We start from the raw sequence: 18692 nt of genomic DNA on the forward strand, positions 1-18692 counted from the left end.
TCCCTCTTTCCCGCCCGCGAAACCATGAGCCGAATGCAAAGCGTCGTCGACGTGAACGTGCTGTTTCTGAACGAACACGGCGAGTGCCTGTTCCTGCAGCGCGCGAATACCGGCTTCAGGGATGGCCAGTATTCGCTGGTGGCGGGCCATCTGGAGCCGGGCGAATCGATCGAGGAGTGCGCAATTCGCGAATCGAAGGAAGAGGCCGGCGTCACGATCGCACCCGGCACGCTCGAATTCAAACTCGTAATGCGGCGCGATTCCGATCAGAACCGCATCAGCTTTTTTCTTGCGTGCCGCGAGTGGGATGGCGTGATCGCGAATACGGAACCGCATAAATGCTCGGGTTTCGTATGGGCGAAACCCGAGCATCCGCCAACGCCCGTCGTCGACTACATCGCGGCCGCCCTCGCGCAGATCCGCGAGGGCGTGATGCTGGCCGATTTCAAGCCCTGATTGTCGCGAGCCACGCGTCGCGCGCGTCACCGCTCGACCGCCGGTTTAACCACCTTTCACACTGCTCTGCGCATTCGGCGCGAAGTGGCATTTCGGATCGTTCTTGCCCTCCGGCGAGCAGCAGGTCAGCAGATTCCGAACCGATTCCACGTTCGCCGCATCCCACTCGGCGTGGCTGCGGTTATTGTCGACCGGCATCCAGTGATTGAGCGGATAGCCGTTCGCGAGCTTGTCGCTGCCTTTCGGCGCGGCGAGCATGCCCGCCGCGAGCGGCACGTAGATGCTGCAGCTTTTCTGATCGCCGATGCGATGGCAGCCGATGCAGGTATTGCCCGGCGTGCTGATCGACAGCGACTTCCACGACACGAACGCATCGCCGAGATTGAGGTACTTGCCCCACGGGTCGGTCGGCACCTTGTCCCACACCTGGCCGAGCCACGGGCTATACATCACCGGACTCGCGTCGTGGCACGACACGCATTTCTTCGTCGCGGTCGCGGCGGGCGGCCACCAGAACGCTTCGGCGGACACGTGCCCCGGCGGCGGCGTTTTCTCGTTCGGCGGCGGCACGCGCGTCGCGTTGAAGCCCGCCGCGCTGTGCGGATGCTCTGCATGGAACCAGCACGTTTTGCCGTTGCCGGTGTGGTGCAGCACGATGTCGACCTCGTCGTAATACGGGCTCTGGTTCGGGCGAATGATCTTGCGGCGGCAGAAGGCCGAGATCTCCGTTTCGCCGTGCGACAGGTTCAGGATCTTCGAATACGGCGTGCAGGGTCCCGACGTTGGTGCTTCGTAGGGCAGCAGCGCAGGCCGGTCGCAGGTCATGTTCGCGAAGTAGCGCGCGGGCACATGATTGTTCACGGTGATTGGCACGGTGGTGCCCGCGTTGCAGTCGAAGGCGGGAATTTCGCCGATTTCGTCGACGCATTGCTGGCCGTATTGCAGCAACGTCTGATCCGCCATGCCGGTGGCGAAGGTGGCGCGGGCCGCGAACATTAACAGCAGCACCAGCACACGCAAACAGGTTGTCATTGTCATGCTCCGTTGCGGGTATAGGGCGCCGCGATCTTGCGGATCGCTTCGATGTATTTCACGTAGCCCGTGCAGCGGCACAGATTGCCGCCGATCCACGACTCGATCGTGTCGTCGAGCTGCGCGACGTCGACCGGATGGGTGCGCAGATGATCGAGCATCGCGGTCGCGGCCATCAGAAAGCCCGGCGCGCAGTAGCCGCACTGGAACGCGAACGACTCGAGAAAGCTCTGCTGCAGCGGCGACAGCTTGCCGTCCTGCATCAGTCCTTCGACGGTGTAGACGTGCATGTCCTGCATCGCACTGACCGGTGTCGAGCACGCGAGTGTTTTTTCCATCGGCGCATCGGGTAGATTGCGCGTGCCGACCGTGCACGCGCGGCATACGCCAATGCCGCAGCACAGCTTCGTGCCGGTCAGATCGCGCCGCTCGTGCAGGAAGTCGATCAGGTTCATGTCGGCGTCGCCGGGTTGCGCGTCGACGGCCTGTCCGTTGATATAAAGGCGAATCACGCTGCCCATTGCAAAGCCCTCCGAAGCTGGTCCGGCGTGACCGGGGTTTCCCTGAAGCGATGGCCGGTGGCCATCGCGAGTGCGTTGAGCAGCGCCGGCGCGATCGGACACATCACGGCCTCGGCGATGCCGCGCGCGTTGTTCGGATCGTCGTTTGGCGGCGGCAACGCGATCAGCGTTTGCACCGGAATATCGGGGAGCCGCGTGAGCAGATAGCGGTTGAGATTCCAGCGGCCATTGCCGGGTCCGTCGTTGCCGAGCGGACAGGTCTCGGTCAGCACGTTGCCGAGGCCCATCGCGACCGCGCCCTGCGACTGTCCTTCGACGAGGTCCGGGCAAAGCTGCCGTCCGACGCTCACCGCCGACGCCACGTGTTCGACTTTCACGCGGCCGTTCGACGGATCGACGGACAACGCCAGCAACGCGGCCGACGGCGCATACGTGGTGCGCTGGAATTTCGCGCCGTCGACCACCGGCGGATGCAGATCGCGAAGCAGCGGCGACAGGCTGTCGGGATTCGTGCCGACGGCCACGTAGTCGTATTCGATCTCGGCCGCGCCGGACCTGAACGGATAGGTGCCGGTCCAGAACGAGCCTGCGTAGCTCGCGTGCACGGCCGCGACGGTCGGCAGATTCAGGTTGCGCATCTGCTGCAACAGATCGTTCCATGCGAGCGGTTTGTCGATACCGCGTGCAACGAGTGCACCGTCGACCCATTTGACGTCGGCGGCTTTGACGTTTTCGCGCCAGAGACTTTGCGCCGCGGGTAGCACGCTTTCGAGCAGCAGCGCCTGCCCCGCGCCCTTCACCGCGTGGTACTGATGAAACGCACCAAGGCACGCGCTCGACGAACCCGATCCGTAGCGCACATCGGTCTGTTTCTGCGGATTGCTGGTGGCCGTCAGGTGCAACGACTTGAACGGCTCGTACACGCTCATCGCGATTGTCTGCGCGTTCTGGCCGAGATATTCGGACGGCGCGAGACCGAGCGTCGTCGCCGCGCCGTTGCCCATGTCGGTATAGGTGGTGATGACGCGCAGGCTGCCGTCGGGCATCACCTGCACCATGCCATACATGCCGTCGCCCGACGTGCCGAACGCTTCGTTCGACATCGCGAGACCAACGCCGTATTTCAGACCCTGCGCCTCGCGTTGCGCGCGCGTCGTTTCGCGCTCCTGCCACAACGGATGCTGTTCGAGGCTGTCGAGTACGCCATTCAGTTGCAGATCGAACAGGATCGGCGCGCCGGTGATCGCGCGTCCGCGGCCGAGCGATGGCGCGCTGCCGAGCAGATTGGCGCGCCGGATCGCGAATGGCGACATGTGCAGTTCGGCGGCGGCTTCGTCCAGCAGGGTTTCGATCGCGATGAACGCCTGCGGACCGCCGAAGCCGCGCTGCGATCCGCCGAATACTTCAGGCGTGTACAGCGACGACGCGGTCGCATCCGCGCGCGGAATTTCGTAGCAGCTCATCGCGCTGAGCGCCGCGAGTTGCGCGACGTAGGGCGACAGATTCTTCTTGCCGCCGCCGTTCATCGTGAAGTCGCATTTGAGTGCCTGGATCTTGCCCTGCCGATTGAACCAGAGCGATTCGGTGAACTGCGTCTCGCAGCGCTTGAGGCCGACCTGGAACTGCTCGTAGCGCGATTGCTGCCAGCGCAGCGGTGCTTGCGCGAAGGGTGCCGCGAGCGACAGATACAGCGGGAAATACGAGCGATCGCGACCGCCGAAGCCGCCGCCCGGATAGCACGCGACGATATGCACGGCGTTGAGGTTCACGAGGCTGCCGGTGAATAGCGACACCGCGCTTTGGGCATCTTCGCTGGCCGATTGCGTGCCGAGCACGAGACGCAGTTGGCCCGACGCGGCGTCGTACCACGCGAGGCCGCTTTCCGGTTCCATGAACACCGGGTCCATCGCGGGCGTCATGAAGCCTTGCGGGTTCGATGCGCCGGCCTTGAACCACGTGCCCTGGTCCGCGTTGCGCTGGATCGTCGCATCGATATTGCCGCGCGCTTTTTCGAGCGCGGCCAGGTAGGCGGGCGTCGGCTTGCCGTCGCTGCCGACCTGGTAGTCCTTCACGTAGTTGAAGTCCGTGTCGTCGTCGCGCACGTAGGTCGTGGTCGGCGTGAACGGGACCGGCTTCGGACGATCTTCCGGTGGCACGGGCGCGCCATAACGGATCGCGTTGTCGTTGAAGTCGAGCAGCTTGCGCGCGCGGCGGTACACGTCGAAGTTCGCGAAGATCAGCATCGCCGCGGGCTGGCCGTAGCAGTCCGCCGCATGACCCTTGCGTGCGAGCCAGTAGATATCCTGACTCGCAATCGGATCGGCTTCGGGCGCGAGCGGGATGTTGCGTGCGAGCAGCGCATCGGTATCGACGATCGCGAGCGGCTGCAATTCGGCCGGCAGCATGCTGAGGTCGTAGCCCTCATACACGCGATCGACGCGATTGCAGCGCAGCGCATAAAGCCAGTTTTCCTGTTTCGGCCAACCGACGAAATCGCTCGCCTTGAAATCGCGCGCATAGATTTTCTGGCCGGTCACTTTCGGAATGCCGTCGATGCGCCAGCGCGCTTTGCCCGGCTCCGGCGCCCATGGCGGACCATTGTCGGGCTCGGTTTGCATCGACGAATTCATCAGTACTGCCGCGGGCAGATTGCTGATCGAAATCGCCACCAGCGCGCCGCTGCCCATGACCTTCAGAAAGGTGCGGCGCGTAACAGGTATATCGAAAGCCATATCGGGCTCCCCCGGATTAATTGTTATTCCAGTCTTTATGCAATGCGAATGGGCACCGCGTGAGCGGCGCTAAACGACGACGATGCGAATGCCAATGCGGCCGGTCTTGTCACCGCCTGGCAGTAGATGGCTCGTAGTGAATTGGCTCGGGTGTCGGCGTGGGCGCTTTACGCCGTTCGGTGCGCGTCGGCTGATGGTCGGACGCGTCGCGAACGGTGCTGCCTCTCATCGCAATCGTCGCGGACTGTGTGGAATTACCCCGGATCGAATGTCCCTGTCTCTCATCATGGTCATTGCTCGCGTCGTTTGTTTATTGGCTTTTGAATCGACTTTCGGGAATGCTATGCGGAAGAATCAGTTACTGCAAGATAAGCGCGAAATCTATCCATATTGGATTATTTATCATGCATTTCGCGACTTTTGCTGACGATTGGCTGAATGAACGTTATTCTCGGCGACGACCTGCATTAGAAGATGGAGGAGGACGTACTTGAGGCGGAGCAAATCCCGCCAGCCAGGAAATCTGTCGTTTGAGCCGGTTTTGCGTTATTGTGCTGCCACTAAAAATGGCGAACCAGACCTCGCGTCGGATACGCCGCAATGCATTTTCATCCCGAACGGATGAATGGCGGTTGACCCAGTAGTATCAGGAATTTCCAACCATCCGGTTGGCAAGGTAAGCAAAGAGGAGATGTGTCGTATGTCGTTCAAGTTTCATAAGCTGCTGCCGGTGAGCGCAGCGGTCATCGCATTCGCAAGCGTCGCCGGTACGGCGAACGCGGACCAGGTCGTGAAGATCGGTCACGTCGGTCCGTTGACGGGCGGCTCCGCCCACCTCGGCAAGGACAACGAAAACGGCGCGCGCCTCGCGATCGAGGAAATCAACGCGCAGGGCCTGACGATCAACGGTCAAAAGATCACGCTGGTGCTCGACGCGCAGGACGACGCGGGCGACCCGCGTCAGGCGACTCAGGTCGCGCAGAAGCTCGTCGACGACAAGGTCGTCGCGGTGGTTGGCCACCTGAACTCGGGCGCATCGATTCCGGCTTCGAAGATCTATAGCGATGCGGGCATCCTGCAGATCTCGCCATCGTCGACGAATCCGGCATACACGCAGCAGGGCTTCAAGACGACCTATCGCGTCGTTGCGACCGATGCGCAGCAAGGTCCGGCACTCGCGAACTACGCGGCGAAAAGCATGAACGTGAAGACGGTTGCCGTGGTCGACGATTCGACCGCGTACGGCCAGGGTCTCGCGAACGAATTCGAAAAGACCGCGAAGTCGCTCGGCCTGAAGGTCGTGTCGCATGACGCGACCAACGACAAGGCTGTCGACTTCCGCGCGATTCTCACCAAGATCAAGGGCGAAAACCCGGACGCGATCATGTACGGCGGTATGGACGCAACCGGCGGTCCGTTCGCGAAGCAGGCGCGTCAACTGGGCTTGCGCGCGAAGATGCTGTCGGGCGACGGCGTCTGCACCGAAAGCCTCGCGGACCTCGCGGGCCCGGCTGCCGGCAACGTGGTGTGCTCGCAGGCCGGCATGGCGGTCGAGCGCATGAACGGCGGCGCGCAATTCGCGGCGAAGTACACGAAGCGCTTCGGCCATCCGATCGAATTCGATGCACCGTTCACGTACGACGCCGTGTATATCGTCGTCGACGCGATGAAGCGCGCGAACTCGACCGAGCCGGCGAAGATTCTCGCGAAGATCCCGGGCACCAACTTCAAGGGCGTGACCGGCCAGACCACGTTCGATGCGAAGGGCGACCTGCAGCACGGCGTGATCTCGCTGTACAACTACAAGGACGGCAAGAAGACGCTGCTCGACGTCGTGAAGATGTAAGTGCGTGTAAGCGCTGAATAAGCTGTACACGCTGTAAAAACACCAAGGGCCGATGAAGCAATGCTTCACCGGCCCTTGGCTTTTGCGGTGATAGCCTGGTCGCTCGACTCAGGCCATCGCACGTATGGCAGGCGTGCGAGTTACGGCACGAGCCACAACGCCACCGCGTAAATCACCAGCGACACCGCGAACGTCACCGCCGTATAACCCATCACGCGTTGAATGCGGATGCCCGCAATCGCGACGATCGGCACTGCCCAGAACGGCTGCAGCATGTTCGACACGTTCTCCGCCATCGCGACGCCCATCGCGGTGCGCGGCACCGACGCATGCAGGCTCAGCGCCGCGGGCAGCACGAACGGACCCTGCACTGCCCAGTGGCCGCCGGCGCTCGGCACCAGCAGCGTGATGATCAGCGAGCTCAGATAGCTCCACAGCGGCAGCGTGACCGGCGAGGCGATCGTCACGAACGCCTTCGCGATCATCGACGCGAGGCCCGTGCCCTTCATGATGCCCATGATCCCGCCGTACATCGGATATTGCAGCAGCATCGAGCCGGTCTGACGCGCGGCGCGGCGGATCGAGTTCGCGTACGCGATCGGCGTGCGTTGCAGCGCGAGGCCGATCATCAGGAAGATCAGGATCGTGTTGTTGATGTCGAGATCGAAGCCTTCCTTGTGCCACGTCATCGCCAGATAGCCGATGCCGAGCGCGAGCAGCAGCAGCGTGCCGAGCATCGACTGTTCGAGGCGCGCGGCGAGCGATGTCGCATTGCTCGCGCGGGCGTGCGGATCGTCGCTGGGGGCATCGGCGGCGGCTTCGCTGGTCTGCCGGAACGCGACCACGTTCTCCGCTTTCGGGTGCATTTTGATGAAGATCGCGGTCATCACGACGACCACCAGCACGGTCGGAACGAACACGAACGGCGCGAAAATCGTTTCGCTGAGCGGCACCACATGGCCGGTCGCTTTCTCGACCAGATTCAGCGCGTTGCCGTGCGAGGCCTGCGACAGCGCAATCGAACTCGACAACCCGCTATTGCAGATCGACCACGCCGAATAGCTGCCGGCGACGAGCCACGCGAAGTCGACGTCGACACGCCGTGCGATTTCGCGCGACAGCAACGCACCGACGATCAACCCGAGCCCCCAGTTGAGCCACGCAGCGATCGCGACGACCGGAAACACCAGCAGCGCGGCGCGCGTCGGCGAGTTCGCGTGCGACGCAAGCGCGCGCAGGCCGCGTTGCACGATCGGCGCTTCCGCGATCGCGTAGCCGGTCGCGAGGATCAGGATCATCTGCAGCGCGAAGCCGAGAATGCCGAACGTGCCGGTGTACCAGGAATCGAGCAGCGTCGGCAGCGTGCCGGTCGGCGCGATCAGCATCGCGAGTACGGCGACGAAGAATGTCAGACAGATCGACAGCACGAACGGGTCGGGCATCACCTGTTCGAAAACATAAACCAGACCTTCGACGACGCCGCGCGATGCGGCAGGCCGGGCGGCATTAGGGGAGGTGTCTCGCTTCATGTGTGTGACTCTGTGTGGATACCGGTCGTTTGCGGAGCCGGAGCGGACAGCGACGGCGCACCGGCGTGGGTGGAGTGCTGGCGCGTATTGTCGGCAAGCTTGCCGGACCTGACCTTGATGAGGTGGAACAGATCGCCGCAAAGGTCGGGACGGCGACCCGGCTTCTGGCGCGGCTGATCTCGAATGCGGCGGAGCGTCATACGAGATTTCTGTTTCTTTTCAATGTTCTTACAATGAACGATGTTTCGGTAAACGAACATCGAATTGTTCGCGCATTATTCGTCTTATGCGCGCCGAATGTCAAGAAAATGGCCGACGTACGCTGTGCACAGCGTGTTGCGCGTTGTTCGCGCGCTACCGTATGGCGCACTGCGTGCGCGGCGGCGTGCGCGATTTCCGTGTAATACCCATATATTTCTCGCGCATTCCCCATTCCACTCAAACTCTTCGAACGGGACTCCAGACTATGACGATCGTCTACCGCGGCATGGATAGACCGACGCTCGATGCAGCCTATAACAATACTCAGGCGATCCCGAACTTTCCGGAAGTACTGAAGGATTTCCAGCAGCGGAGCGCGCAGCTTTATGAGCGTGTGCCGGGGCGGCGCGATCTGCCGTACGGCGAGCGGGCGCGCGAACGTTTCGATTGGCTGTCGTGCGGCAACGCCGGCGCGCCGACCTTCGTCTTCATTCGCGGCGGCTACTGGCAGAACTGCGTGAAGGAAGACTTCGCCTTCATCGCCGATGGTCCGCTCGCGCACGGCTTCAACGTCGTGTTGGCCGAGTACACGCTCGCGCCGCAGGCGTCGATGACGCAGATCGTCGGCGAAATCACGGCGCTGCTCGATTGTCTGCAGCAGGACCCGCACGGGCTCGGCACTGCCGGTCAGCCGGTGTGTTTGAGCGGCCACTCGGCGGGCGGTCATCTGACGGCGCTGCATCGCGCGCATCCGCTCGTCACGAGTGCGCTGCCGATCAGCGCGCTGGTCGATCTCGAACCGATCAGCCTGTGCTGCCTCAACGACAGGCTGCAACTGAGCCAGCAGGAAATCGCCGCGTACAGCCCGCTTCAACACATCGGCAAAGGTGTGCCGACGCTGATCGCGGTCGGCAGCGCGGAATTGCCGGAGCTGGTGCGTCAGTCGGACGACTACGCGGCCGCCTGCGCGGCGGCGGGCGAGCAGGCCACGCTTCTGCACGTGCCGGGATGCACGCATTTCTCGGTGCTCGACGATCTGGCCCGCCCGGACGGCCTACTGATGACGGCGCTGGCAAAGCAGCGTTGAGCTTGCGCCGGCCGCAAGCCCGGAGCCTGGGTGGCGATCGGAATTAATATATTTTCCGACCTAATTACGCCAAAAAAATATATTGGACGTCTTACCGGCACTCTTGCACTATTCGTTCCCAGCGCAAAATCCGCGCACGCCTGGAATCCCCACCGCCCGCGAGCTACCAGGTCACGCCACGTCGCTGCCGCCGCCGAGACCGGCGCCGCGGCGCGTATCGGCAGACCGAAGCGGGCGCTCCAACACTGATAACAGCAATACCTGAGGATATAGATGCCCCACTATCGCTCACGCACTTCGACTCATGGCCGCAACATGGCCGGCGCCCGCGCGCTGTGGCGCGCGACCGGCATGAAGGACGACGATTTCGGCAAGCCGATCGTCGCGGTCGTGAACTCGTTCACGCAGTTCGTGCCGGGCCACGTGCACCTGCGCGACCTCGGCGCGCTGGTCGCGAAGCAGATCGAAGCGGCCGGCGGCGTGGCGAAGGAATTCAACACGATCGCCGTCGACGACGGCATCGCGATGGGCCACGGCGGCATGCTGTATTCGCTGCCGTCGCGCGAACTGATCGCGGACTCGGTCGAGTACATGGTCAACGCGCACTGCGCGGACGCGATGGTCTGCATCTCGAACTGCGACAAGATCACCCCGGGCATGCTGATGGCCGCGATGCGGCTGAACATTCCGGTCGTGTTCGTGTCGGGCGGTCCGATGGAAGCGGGCAAGGTCAAGTCGCCGACCGACGGCCAGGTGATCGCGAAGATCGACCTGATCGACGCGATGATCAAGGCCGCCGATCCGAAGATCAGCGACGCCGAAGTCGCCGAAGTCGAGCGCAGCGCGTGCCCGACCTGCGGTTCGTGCTCGGGCATGTTCACCGCGAACTCGATGAACTGCCTGACCGAGGCGATTGGTCTGGCGCTGCCGGGCAACGGCACGATCGTCGCGACGCACGCATGGCGCAAGGGCCTGTTCGAACAGGCCGGTAGCCTCGTCGTCGATCTGTGCCGCCGTTACTACCAGGAAGAAGACGCGTCGGTGCTGCCGCGTAGCATCGCGACCAAGCAGGCATTCGAAAACGCGATGACGCTCGACGTCGCGATGGGCGGCTCGACCAACACCGTGCTGCACCTGCTGGCGGCCGCGCAGGAAGCGGGCGTCGACTTCACGATGTCGGATATCGACCGCATCTCGCGCAAGGCGCCGTGCCTGTGCAAGGCCGCGCCGATGACCGACAAGTACCACATCGAAGACGTGCACCGCGCGGGCGGCATCATCGGGATTCTCGGCGAGCTGGCGCGCGCGGATCTGCTCGATCTGTCGTGCGGCAACGTGCATAGCGGCACGCTCGGCAACGCGATCGCGAAGTGGGACGTGGCCGGCGGCGCGGGCGACGAAGCGCAGAAGTTCTTCCGCGCGGCGCCGGGCGGCATTCCGACCACGGTTGCGTTCAGCCAGGAAGCGACCTTCACGACGCTCGACACGGACCGCAAGAGCGGCTGTATCCGCAGTAAGGAGAACGCGTATTCGAAGGACGGCGGTCTCGCGGTGCTGTACGGCAACCTCGCGGAGAAGGGCTGTATCGTGAAGACCGCGGGCGTCGACGAATCGCAGTGGCTGTTCTCGGGCCGCGCGCGCGTGTTCGAAAGCCAGGACGACGCGGTCGAAGCGATTCTCGGCGACAAGGTCGTGCCGGGCGACGTCGTGGTGATTCGCTACGAAGGTCCGAAGGGCGGTCCGGGCATGCAGGAAATGCTGTACCCGACGTCGTACCTGAAGTCGAAGGGCCTCGGCAAGACGTGCGCGCTGTTTACCGATGGCCGCTTCTCGGGCGGCTCGTCGGGTCTCGTGATCGGCCATGCGTCGCCGGAAGCGGCCGAGGGCGGCGTGATCGGTCTGGTGGAAGACGGCGACAAGATCGAGATCGACATTCCGCAGCGCAAGATGCATCTGGCGGTGTCGGACGAAGAACTCGCGCGTCGTCGTGCGGCGATGGAAGCGCGCGGCGCCGACGCATGGCAGCCGACGAATCGCGAACGCGTGGTGTCGCAGGCGCTGCAGGCGTACGCGGCGCTCGCGACCTCGGCCGATCGCGGCGCGGTGCGCGATATTTCGCAATTGAAGCGCAAGTAAAGTGCCGATATAGCCGCCAATAACGCGGCATGGCTTCGCGGCGTTTCGCTGGCGGAGTCGTTCGGTGACGATCGCGGATGGTGGTGTGCTCAGATGAGCGCATGCCATCCGCGATTTTTTTGCCGTGGCGCTTGTGTTTCGATCGAGCGCCGCGCGCCGGTTATTTCGTTCTACCCGGCATTGGCTTCGAGTAGAAAGTCCACGAACGTGCGCACCTTGGCCGAGCCGTAGCGATTGCGCAGATAGACCGCCGACACCGGTCGCGATGACGGCCGGAACGGCGCGAGTACCTCGACGAGGCGGCCGCTGCGAAGTTCTTCCTCGACCGTGAAATCGAGCAGTTGCGCGAGGCCGCCGCCGCTCAGCACCGCGGCGGAGACCGCGAACGGATGATCGAAAGTCATCGCGGCACGGATCGACAGTTCGCGATCCTGACCGTCGACGCCGAAGGTCCACGGCATCACCTTGCCGCTATCGGGCATCCACAGTCCCACGCAGGTGTGGTCGTGCAGATCCTCGGGCGTGCGGAGTGCCGGATGCCGGCGCAGATAGTCCGGCGACGCGACGATCAGCGGGGATGTGTCGTGCAATGGGCGCGAGCCGAGCCGGGAATCGGCCACCTTGCCGAGCCGGATCGCGAGGTCGAAGCCCTGTTCCACGAAGTCGGCGAGCGCGTTGTTCAGCGATGCCTCGACCCTGACGTGCCCGAGATAGCGCTCCGTATACGCGGGAATCAGCGGCGCGACGCGCTTGATACCGTAGCTGTCGGGCAGGCTGACGCGCAGCACGCCGCGCGGCATGCGATGGCCGCTTAGCACCTGTTCCGTTTCTCGAATGTTATCCAGTGCCTGCTGGCAGACCTTGAAGTAGGCGAGGCCGTCGTCCGTCAGGCGAATGGCGCGCGTGGTGCGCTGGAATAGCTTGAGTCCGAGCCGCGTTTCGAGGCGTTGCACGGCCTTGCTGATTGCCGACGGCGTGGTGCCCAGCGCGATCGATGCCGCCGTGAAGCTCCGCGCTCGGGCCGCCGCGCAAAACATCTCGAGCGTGCCGAATTCGCCGATACCTGAATCTTCCATAGCCGATGCTTTCTCCGGGTGGCATATGTGCCGCGCGGCGCATGGGTTCATGCTGATTTACGCGCGACGGCAGATGACTTCACTGAGCCACAGAGCGCGCATGGCTGTCAATTGATTTGTGCCTGTCAGGCACAAGTGAAATGCCGCCCGACCGCTGTGCCGGCGCGAGGCGAAACCTAGAATTCATTGCATCGTTAATCAGTGCAGTGCGTTCAGGGAGCCTTGTCATGAACCAGACTCAGGTCGTCGTTTTAAGCACGGAAGAGTTGATCGACGCGGTCGCGAATCCGCAGATCGCTCATATCTCCATTGCTGCGGAATTGGCGGGTCTGCCGACGCTGCAGTTGTCGCGCGGTCAGACGCTGATCGGCACGAGCGCGCAGGCCGCGCTGCGTTTTGCGCCGGGCCAGCATGGGCTGCGGCTGTGCGCCGACAACCACGTCGAAGGGCCGCATGTCGTCACCGATCCCGATCATCGCGCGATCTATAACGACAGCGGCGTCGAGCAACTCGGCCGCCTCGTGCTGCGCAAGCTGCGCGTCACCGGCGTCGTGCAACTGCTCGCTCGCGACAGGGTGCGCGGTGGCCACGTCGAAGTGCACGACATCGACATCGAGGCCGCGGATGCGCGCGCTTACGACGAGCGTCCGAAGGGCTACGGCGTCGAGGTGATTCAAGGTGCGTTCACGTTATGGAATCGGCAGGCCGATCCGGCCGTGACGATCACCGCCGATCTGTCCGGCCTGTCGGCCGGCCGCGAAGGCGCGCCGGTGCGCGGCAGCGGCATCTTCGTCGGCGGTGCGGGCGACACGGGCGGTCAGTTGATCGCGCGTCGCGTCGAGACCGGCGCCGTGTATAGCGACGGTGGTATCGCTCATGGGACGCCGGACCGCATTACCGGCGGCGTGTTCATCGTGTCCGGCGCGTTCGCGCACAGCGTGCGCAATCTCGGCCCGGTCACGACCTACGGACCGAACGACATGGTGCTCGACAACTGGGGCACCGTGGACAGTTGGGTCGCTAGCGACAAGATCACGTCGTATGGCCCGAGCGGTATCGGCTTCGTCAACTTCGGCACGGTGAACCGGCTGCGGGTGGATGGCGCGATCGAGACCTTTGGTCAGGGCGCGCGCGGCTTCAACGTTTATGCGGGCACGGTGCATTCGGCGGAGTTCGAGCGTGTGATCACGCATGCGGATGGCGCGGTCGGTATCCAGATCAGCCAGCCGGTCGGCAGCATCGCGGTGCGGCGTGGGATTGAAACCTACGGCGGCACCGGCGATTCGCTGGTCAAGGGTGTGGTGCTCAAGCTCTCGGCAATCGCTTTCAGCGTGAAGCCGGGCGGCGTGGCGCGCGAGGTGGTGGTGGAGGGCGGTCTCGTCACGCATGGCGAAGGTGTCGAGCCACTGGAACTGCACGGCAGTGTCAGCGTGCTGCGTATCGAGGGCTTGCGCGCGGGTGCGGGCTTCGACGGGATCTGAGGTTTTGGAGGAAGGAGAATTCATCATGGAACGTAGCGTGAATACGTTATCGCGGCACAGGACGTCATCGATGACGGAGAGATGCATCTGCTGCGCGCGCTGCCGCAATCGTCGCTGACGGCAGTGGGCCCGTTTGTTTTCGTCGATCACTATCGTCATGAAGGACTGCGTGGGATCGGAGATCGGCCGCATCCGCATGCTGGCATCGACGTCGTCAGCTATCTGTTCAAAGGCGTCGTCGAGCATCGCGACAGCATGGGCTCGCATGACCGTCTCGGACCCGGCGATGCTCAGGTCATTCGCGCGGGCCGCGGGATGCTGCACGCGGAGCGACCGCTGAGCGGCCGCCACGGACTGCAGTTGTGCTCAGCCTGCCGCCGGAACTCAAGCACGTGGAGCCGAGCTATGCGTCGCTGCGCGCCGCGCAGATTCCGACACGCGAAAGCGACGGCTCGCGGCTCGACGTCGTGGCCGGGGAAGTCGATGGTCTGCGCGGACCGATGGCGCTCAGCAGCAGCGCGGCTTTCGCGCGGCTGCGTGTCGAGCCGGGGACTGTGGCGACGGTGAAACTGGATGCGTCGTTGGAGATGGGGCTGTACGTCGTCGAAGGCGAGGCTAGTGTTCAGGATCTCCGGCTGGAAACGGGCATGTTGGGGCTGCTTGGCGATGGCTCGCAAGTGAGCGTCGCCGCGCGTGGCGGCGAGGCGGTCGAACTCGTGCTGATCGGCGGTCTTCCGGTACAGGGCGACGTGCTGTTCTCGGGACCGTTCGTGATGAATACGCACGAGCAACTCGCCCAGGGCCGGCGCGATTTCGCCGAAGGCCGTATGGGAACGCTGGACGGCGTGCCGTTCTGAAACGTCGACTTTCTAATCCGATCGACAACCTGCTAACTATCTTTTGAGTGGATATAAAAATGCGCTATACCCTTTTCGAGCAGCATAAAGACTCGCTGCTGCTGATTTCCCGAGTGCTGATGATGGTGCTCTTCATGTTGTTCGGCTGGAACAAACTGGTCGGCTTTTCCGGCACGGTCGCTTATATGGATTCGCTAGGCGCGCCGGTGCCGGCGTTCGCCGCGGTTGTTGCGGTCGTGATGGAGTTGGTTGTCGGGATCGCAATCGTGCTCGGTTTCTATACGCGACCGCTCGCGTTCATTCTGGCGCTATATACGCTGGGTACGGCGTTTATCGGACACCATTTCTGGAGCATGGCGGGCGCGGAGCAACATAACAACATGATTCACTTCTATAAGAACGTGAGCATTTTCGGCGGACTGTTGCTGTTGTGCGTGACTGGACCGGGAAAGTATTCGATCGACAGGCAGTAATACGGAAATGAGCCGATCGATTACGGGTGTTTGAAGTGGTCGTTCGGTATAGGGTTAGGCTTGCAAATGAATTCTGGATTTGCGAAGTCTGACGCGAAAGCCGGCCGGGATTCCTGGCCGGCTTTTTGCGTTTGCCCATCCACGCTTGCGTTGCCGCATTTAACAATCGCGGGAAGAAAAGTACGCGAGCCTGAAGTCGGAGTGGATGCGCGAACTGAAGCAACTTCAGGACGAGAATGTCTGGTATTAGCCGAAAGGGGATTGCTCGAGCGCGTAATCCCGGATTTGTCGCTTACTGCGAGTTTGCGGTTGCTTTTGCGAAACCCGATCAAGCGTACCTGGCCTCGGCGTCAGATTTGCCGTACTGGTTCTCGTGCTCGAAGAATCGAGGCGGGCCCTGAGACTGTCGAAGTCCAGCACGCGAACCCGCTTTCCCTGCACCTCGATCACTCTGTCGCGCGATAGGGCCGACATCACCCGGCACACCGTTTCCAGTGTCGTGCCCAGATAGTTGCCGATCTCAGCGCGTGTCATGCCGATATTGAATTCACGGGGAGAAAACCCTCTTCGCACGTTGAGCTGCGAAAGTTCGATGAGGAAAGCGACGACGCGCGCTTCCATCGGCTGCATGCTACTCAGCATCTTCAGATTGGCGTCACGTATGACCTGCTGACCCATGATTTCCGTCAGGCGGTGCTGGACTGCCGGGACGTCGTGGCACAGCTGCCGGAACATGTCGTAGGGAATCAGGCAGATCGAGCTTTCGTCCGTCGCGACGGCGTCTAGTGCATGCTGACCCGTTGCCAGTCCGTCCAGGCCAAGCGTGTCGCCGGGTCCATATATACCAACGATCTGTTCGCGTCCGTCACTGGTACGCATGATTGTCTTGACTGCGCCGGAACGTACGGCAAACAGGTAGTGCAGAGTATGGCCGGCGCCGTAAAGGTACTGACCGCGTCGAAGCGAACGTGCTCTGCGGATAATTGCCTCGATGCTAATAAGTGTTGAACTGTCCCCATTCTTGGGTATGCAGATTTTTTGCATCGCGCAGGCCGAACAACGGGCGGCGTCTCCTCGGCTATCGGGTGCGGCAGCGATGGGCAGGCGAGGGGCAATACATTCCATAGAATCTCCGTGGTTTGACTTCATGGAGCAGCCACACAGAGTCGCCTCGGTGGTTAGCGTCGGTATCTCAGGTGTTTTCTCTACGACATTGCAGTATTTGTATGTAATAATACTGAAATTAAAATGAAAGATATATGAAAGATAAATTGGATGATGTTTGAGTACTGCGGGTATGCGACATATAGGAACAGGCGGGTGGCCAGCTTCAATGCAATCCAATTCAATCAGGCGATATTGAAGATGCAATGACCGGTAGATATGCCGATCGCTTTATGTTTTGCCGTTTGATTTTTGGCACTGGTCGTGCCTCAGAGACCGTTCATGTGCTACCGGTCTAGTCTTCGCCATTCCATATTGGCGTTCTGTCAGGCGCGGACCCAGGGCATGTGGCGTCAAGTCGATGGCGGTTTGCGAAAGGTCAGGGTGCTATAGCAGATAGGTCACCGATCCGACTCCATGACTGGCGCTGCGCCGTGAGTCGATATGTCGGGCAAGCCGAGGATGCCCTGGCTGACTACATCCGCCCATTTTCCTGCGAGCAACTCAATCCGTTTGATCGACGCCTGGCCGTGTTTCCAAGGGGTACGGGAGCGAGCATTGATTGGCTGGTGAGGTCGCCGCTGAAGAAGTGTACTAAATGGAACGTTTGATTTAGGACTGTGGACGCCCCAGTTCAACGTGTCGCACCTTCTTTGACATTTTGTAACTTATTGATTTAATTGTTTATTTTGTGATTTTTGAGAAATCGTGTGGAGCGCGTATCCAGAAATTCGTACACGTCAGATTTATCCGAAATGACTACAGCTATATCTTTCCTCTGAATGCTTCGCCCAGAGAGGGAATCGTGACGAATTACCGCGATATCAGCAATGAAGAATGGCAGCGTGTTGCCGGGTTACTTCCCGAATTGCGGCCGCGGCGCGATATGCGCGGTCGGCCGTTAGCCAATACGCGTGAAGTACTGAATGGCGTGCTATGGGTTATCTGCAGCGGCGGTGTGTGGTCCGCCATGCCGCGCAGATATCCGTCGTATCAGACGTGCAATCGGCGGTTTCTCGCCTGGAGCGAATCGGGTGTGCTAACGCGTCTGCTGCATGAGCTATATGGCGCGGCCGCCAAAGAGTTGTGCGAAACGATGCAGGTTCGTATGCGCAAGCGAGCGAAGTCACCGCGCAAAACGGGCCGCGTTGCATCCAGTCTGCAGCTCATGAATTCGTTCGTATCTACAGTTTCGTGAAGTTAGACGGTTTCTTTCAAACACGCAACCTAAATTGCATCAATGCTGTTTTGCGGTTCTAGAATGCTAGCGAATGGTCTGTCCCTGACGCTCGAATTGGCGATGCCAGCGCGGCTCCTGGGTTCGGTGTGATGGCGTAGCGTATATCGGTAGTAGATGTTGTCGAAGCATGGGATGGGGAGTAGTTACCGGCGAGGGCGTCAAGCATGACGAACTAAGTCAGGCTGTTGCTCATAGCGTCGTAGGTGAAATTGAAGAGCAGCAATTTCCTCCTGCATCGAGATAGCGAAGGGAAAACTGATAGCTCTCAACTTTTTGAAGCGTTCATTTATCCCCGGGTCATATTTTCCTGACATTTGAATTCCGCCGAGAACAGCATCGTGAGCGCGATTCATTGATCACGAAATCGCGCGTGTATTGCCGGCCCGTTGGCGGTTGTGGTGTTGGCAGGAGATGAGTCGGACGAGCGTCAAGAGGCACGGCAGTAGGCATTTTTCCCAGCGTTCGTTCGACATTTTATTTTGGCTAGTCACGACATAGTGCGCAGCACTATGCGTGAAAAACCGGTGCGGAGGTTGTCAGTGGAATCACGGGTGCGATAAGCGGCCGGACGGCGGAATTCACGAGCGCCGGCTCGTCATTTGATTTTGTGCGGATTGGGGGCATCGATACCAGAACGATGCGGGCGAGGATGCCACCCCAGACAGAAAACTTCTCGGTTGAGTTTTGATTGCCAGAGTCGTTTGCTTTTAATTGAATTAAATTAGGATTACAAATGAATAAAGGCCGATTCAAGAAGGTCTTCAGCAAACGACTTGGCATGCTCGTGGCGGTTGAGGAGACAGCAAATAGTCAGGGTAAGCAACCGGGGGAAAGCTCCGGTTCTGGCGTATCCGCACCCGC

General features: G+C 61.5%; 15 protein-coding genes and 2 pseudogenes. 11 read left to right on the forward strand and 6 right to left on the reverse strand.

Features of this window, described 5'->3' with window-relative positions:
* Window positions 1–24 precede the first annotated feature (24 nt).
* On the forward strand, window positions 25–456 hold the full coding sequence (locus tag HHL14_RS30970; RefSeq protein WP_169501413.1) for an NUDIX hydrolase: 432 nt from the start codon (window positions 25–27) through the stop codon (window positions 454–456).
* Window positions 457–501: 45 nt separating this feature from the next.
* On the opposite strand, the gene HHL14_RS30975 is transcribed toward HHL14_RS30970, so the two are convergent.
* From HHL14_RS30975 to HHL14_RS30985, 3 genes are read right to left on the reverse strand one after another with little or no spacing between them, the layout of a single operon-like run.
* Window positions 502–1488, reverse strand: a complete 987-nt coding sequence (locus tag HHL14_RS30975) for a hypothetical protein (protein WP_169501414.1) — start codon at window positions 1486–1488, stop codon at window positions 502–504.
* 2 nt (window positions 1489–1490) lie between these two features.
* Window positions 1491–2009 (reverse strand): (2Fe-2S)-binding protein, encoded by a 519-nt coding sequence (locus HHL14_RS30980; RefSeq protein WP_169501415.1) that lies wholly within the window; start codon window positions 2007–2009, stop codon window positions 1491–1493.
* Window positions 1997–4741 (reverse strand): xanthine dehydrogenase family protein molybdopterin-binding subunit, encoded by a 2745-nt coding sequence (locus HHL14_RS30985; protein WP_169501416.1) that lies wholly within the window; start codon window positions 4739–4741, stop codon window positions 1997–1999. The genes HHL14_RS30980 and HHL14_RS30985 overlap by 13 nt, the downstream gene beginning before the upstream one ends.
* A 700-nt stretch (window positions 4742–5441) precedes the next feature.
* Between HHL14_RS30985 and HHL14_RS30990 the strand changes: the two genes are divergently transcribed.
* A complete protein-coding gene (locus HHL14_RS30990; protein WP_169501417.1) occupies window positions 5442–6587 on the forward strand; it encodes a branched-chain amino acid ABC transporter substrate-binding protein in 1146 nt (381 codons plus the stop codon).
* A gap of 140 nt (window positions 6588–6727) precedes the next feature.
* Here the strand turns inward: HHL14_RS30990 and HHL14_RS30995 are convergent, their stop codons facing one another.
* Window positions 6728–8116, reverse strand: coding sequence for a TIGR00366 family protein (locus HHL14_RS30995; RefSeq protein ID WP_169501418.1), 1389 nt, complete (start codon window positions 8114–8116; stop codon window positions 6728–6730).
* Between the two features lie 74 nt (window positions 8117–8190).
* Here HHL14_RS30995 and HHL14_RS31000 point away from each other — a divergent pair, with 74 nt between their 5' ends.
* From HHL14_RS31000 to ilvD, 3 genes are all read left to right on the forward strand, one after another.
* Window positions 8191–8520 (forward strand): hypothetical protein, encoded by a 330-nt coding sequence (locus HHL14_RS31000; protein WP_169501419.1) that lies wholly within the window; start codon window positions 8191–8193, stop codon window positions 8518–8520.
* Window positions 8521–8582: 62 nt separating this feature from the next.
* A complete protein-coding gene (locus HHL14_RS31005) occupies window positions 8583–9404 on the forward strand; it encodes an alpha/beta hydrolase (protein WP_169501420.1) in 822 nt (273 codons plus the stop codon).
* A 273-nt stretch (window positions 9405–9677) separates the two neighbouring features.
* On the forward strand, window positions 9678–11540 hold the full coding sequence (ilvD, locus tag HHL14_RS31010; protein WP_169501421.1) for a dihydroxy-acid dehydratase: 1863 nt from the start codon (window positions 9678–9680) through the stop codon (window positions 11538–11540).
* A gap of 170 nt (window positions 11541–11710) precedes the next feature.
* On the opposite strand, the gene HHL14_RS31015 is transcribed toward ilvD, so the two are convergent.
* Window positions 11711–12616, reverse strand: a complete 906-nt coding sequence (locus tag HHL14_RS31015) for a LysR family transcriptional regulator (protein ID WP_169501422.1) — start codon at window positions 12614–12616, stop codon at window positions 11711–11713.
* Between the two features lie 227 nt (window positions 12617–12843).
* On the opposite strand from HHL14_RS31015, the gene HHL14_RS31020 reads away from it, so the two are divergent.
* The 4 genes and pseudogenes from HHL14_RS31020 (at window position 12844) to HHL14_RS31035 (ending at window position 15427) form a co-directional block, all read left to right on the forward strand.
* Complete coding sequence (locus HHL14_RS31020) at window positions 12844–14097, forward strand: hypothetical protein (protein ID WP_169501423.1); 1254 nt, start codon at window positions 12844–12846, stop codon at window positions 14095–14097.
* Window positions 14098–14178: 81 nt separating this feature from the next.
* A pseudogene (locus HHL14_RS34030) lies at window positions 14179–14436 on the forward strand (pirin family protein); the annotation flags it as partial.
* A 23-nt stretch (window positions 14437–14459) separates the two neighbouring features.
* A complete protein-coding gene (locus tag HHL14_RS33415; RefSeq protein ID WP_329601766.1) occupies window positions 14460–14954 on the forward strand; it encodes a pirin family protein in 495 nt (164 codons plus the stop codon).
* Window positions 14955–15013: 59 nt separating this feature from the next.
* On the forward strand, window positions 15014–15427 hold the full coding sequence (locus tag HHL14_RS31035) for a DoxX family protein (RefSeq protein WP_169501426.1): 414 nt from the start codon (window positions 15014–15016) through the stop codon (window positions 15425–15427).
* Window positions 15428–15673: 246 nt separating this feature from the next.
* Here HHL14_RS31035 and HHL14_RS31040 read toward each other — a convergent pair whose 3' ends face one another.
* Window positions 15674–16552, reverse strand: a complete 879-nt coding sequence (locus tag HHL14_RS31040; RefSeq protein ID WP_169501427.1) for a cyclic nucleotide-binding domain-containing protein — start codon at window positions 16550–16552, stop codon at window positions 15674–15676.
* A gap of 844 nt (window positions 16553–17396) precedes the next feature.
* Here HHL14_RS31040 and HHL14_RS31045 point away from each other — a divergent pair.
* Both HHL14_RS31045 and HHL14_RS34035 read left to right on the forward strand, forming a co-directional pair.
* The gene (locus tag HHL14_RS31045) at window positions 17397–17789 is read left to right on the forward strand and encodes a transposase (RefSeq protein ID WP_169501428.1); all 393 of its coding nucleotides are present in this window, start codon (window positions 17397–17399) and stop codon (window positions 17787–17789) included.
* Between the two features lie 775 nt (window positions 17790–18564).
* A pseudogene (locus tag HHL14_RS34035) lies at window positions 18565–18687 on the forward strand (ESPR domain-containing protein); the annotation flags it as partial.
* Window positions 18688–18692: the final 5 nt, after the last annotated feature.

Origin of the sequence: Paraburkholderia antibiotica (genome assembly GCF_012927125.1) — a bacterium.
GTDB lineage: Bacteria > Pseudomonadota > Gammaproteobacteria > Burkholderiales > Burkholderiaceae > Paraburkholderia > Paraburkholderia antibiotica.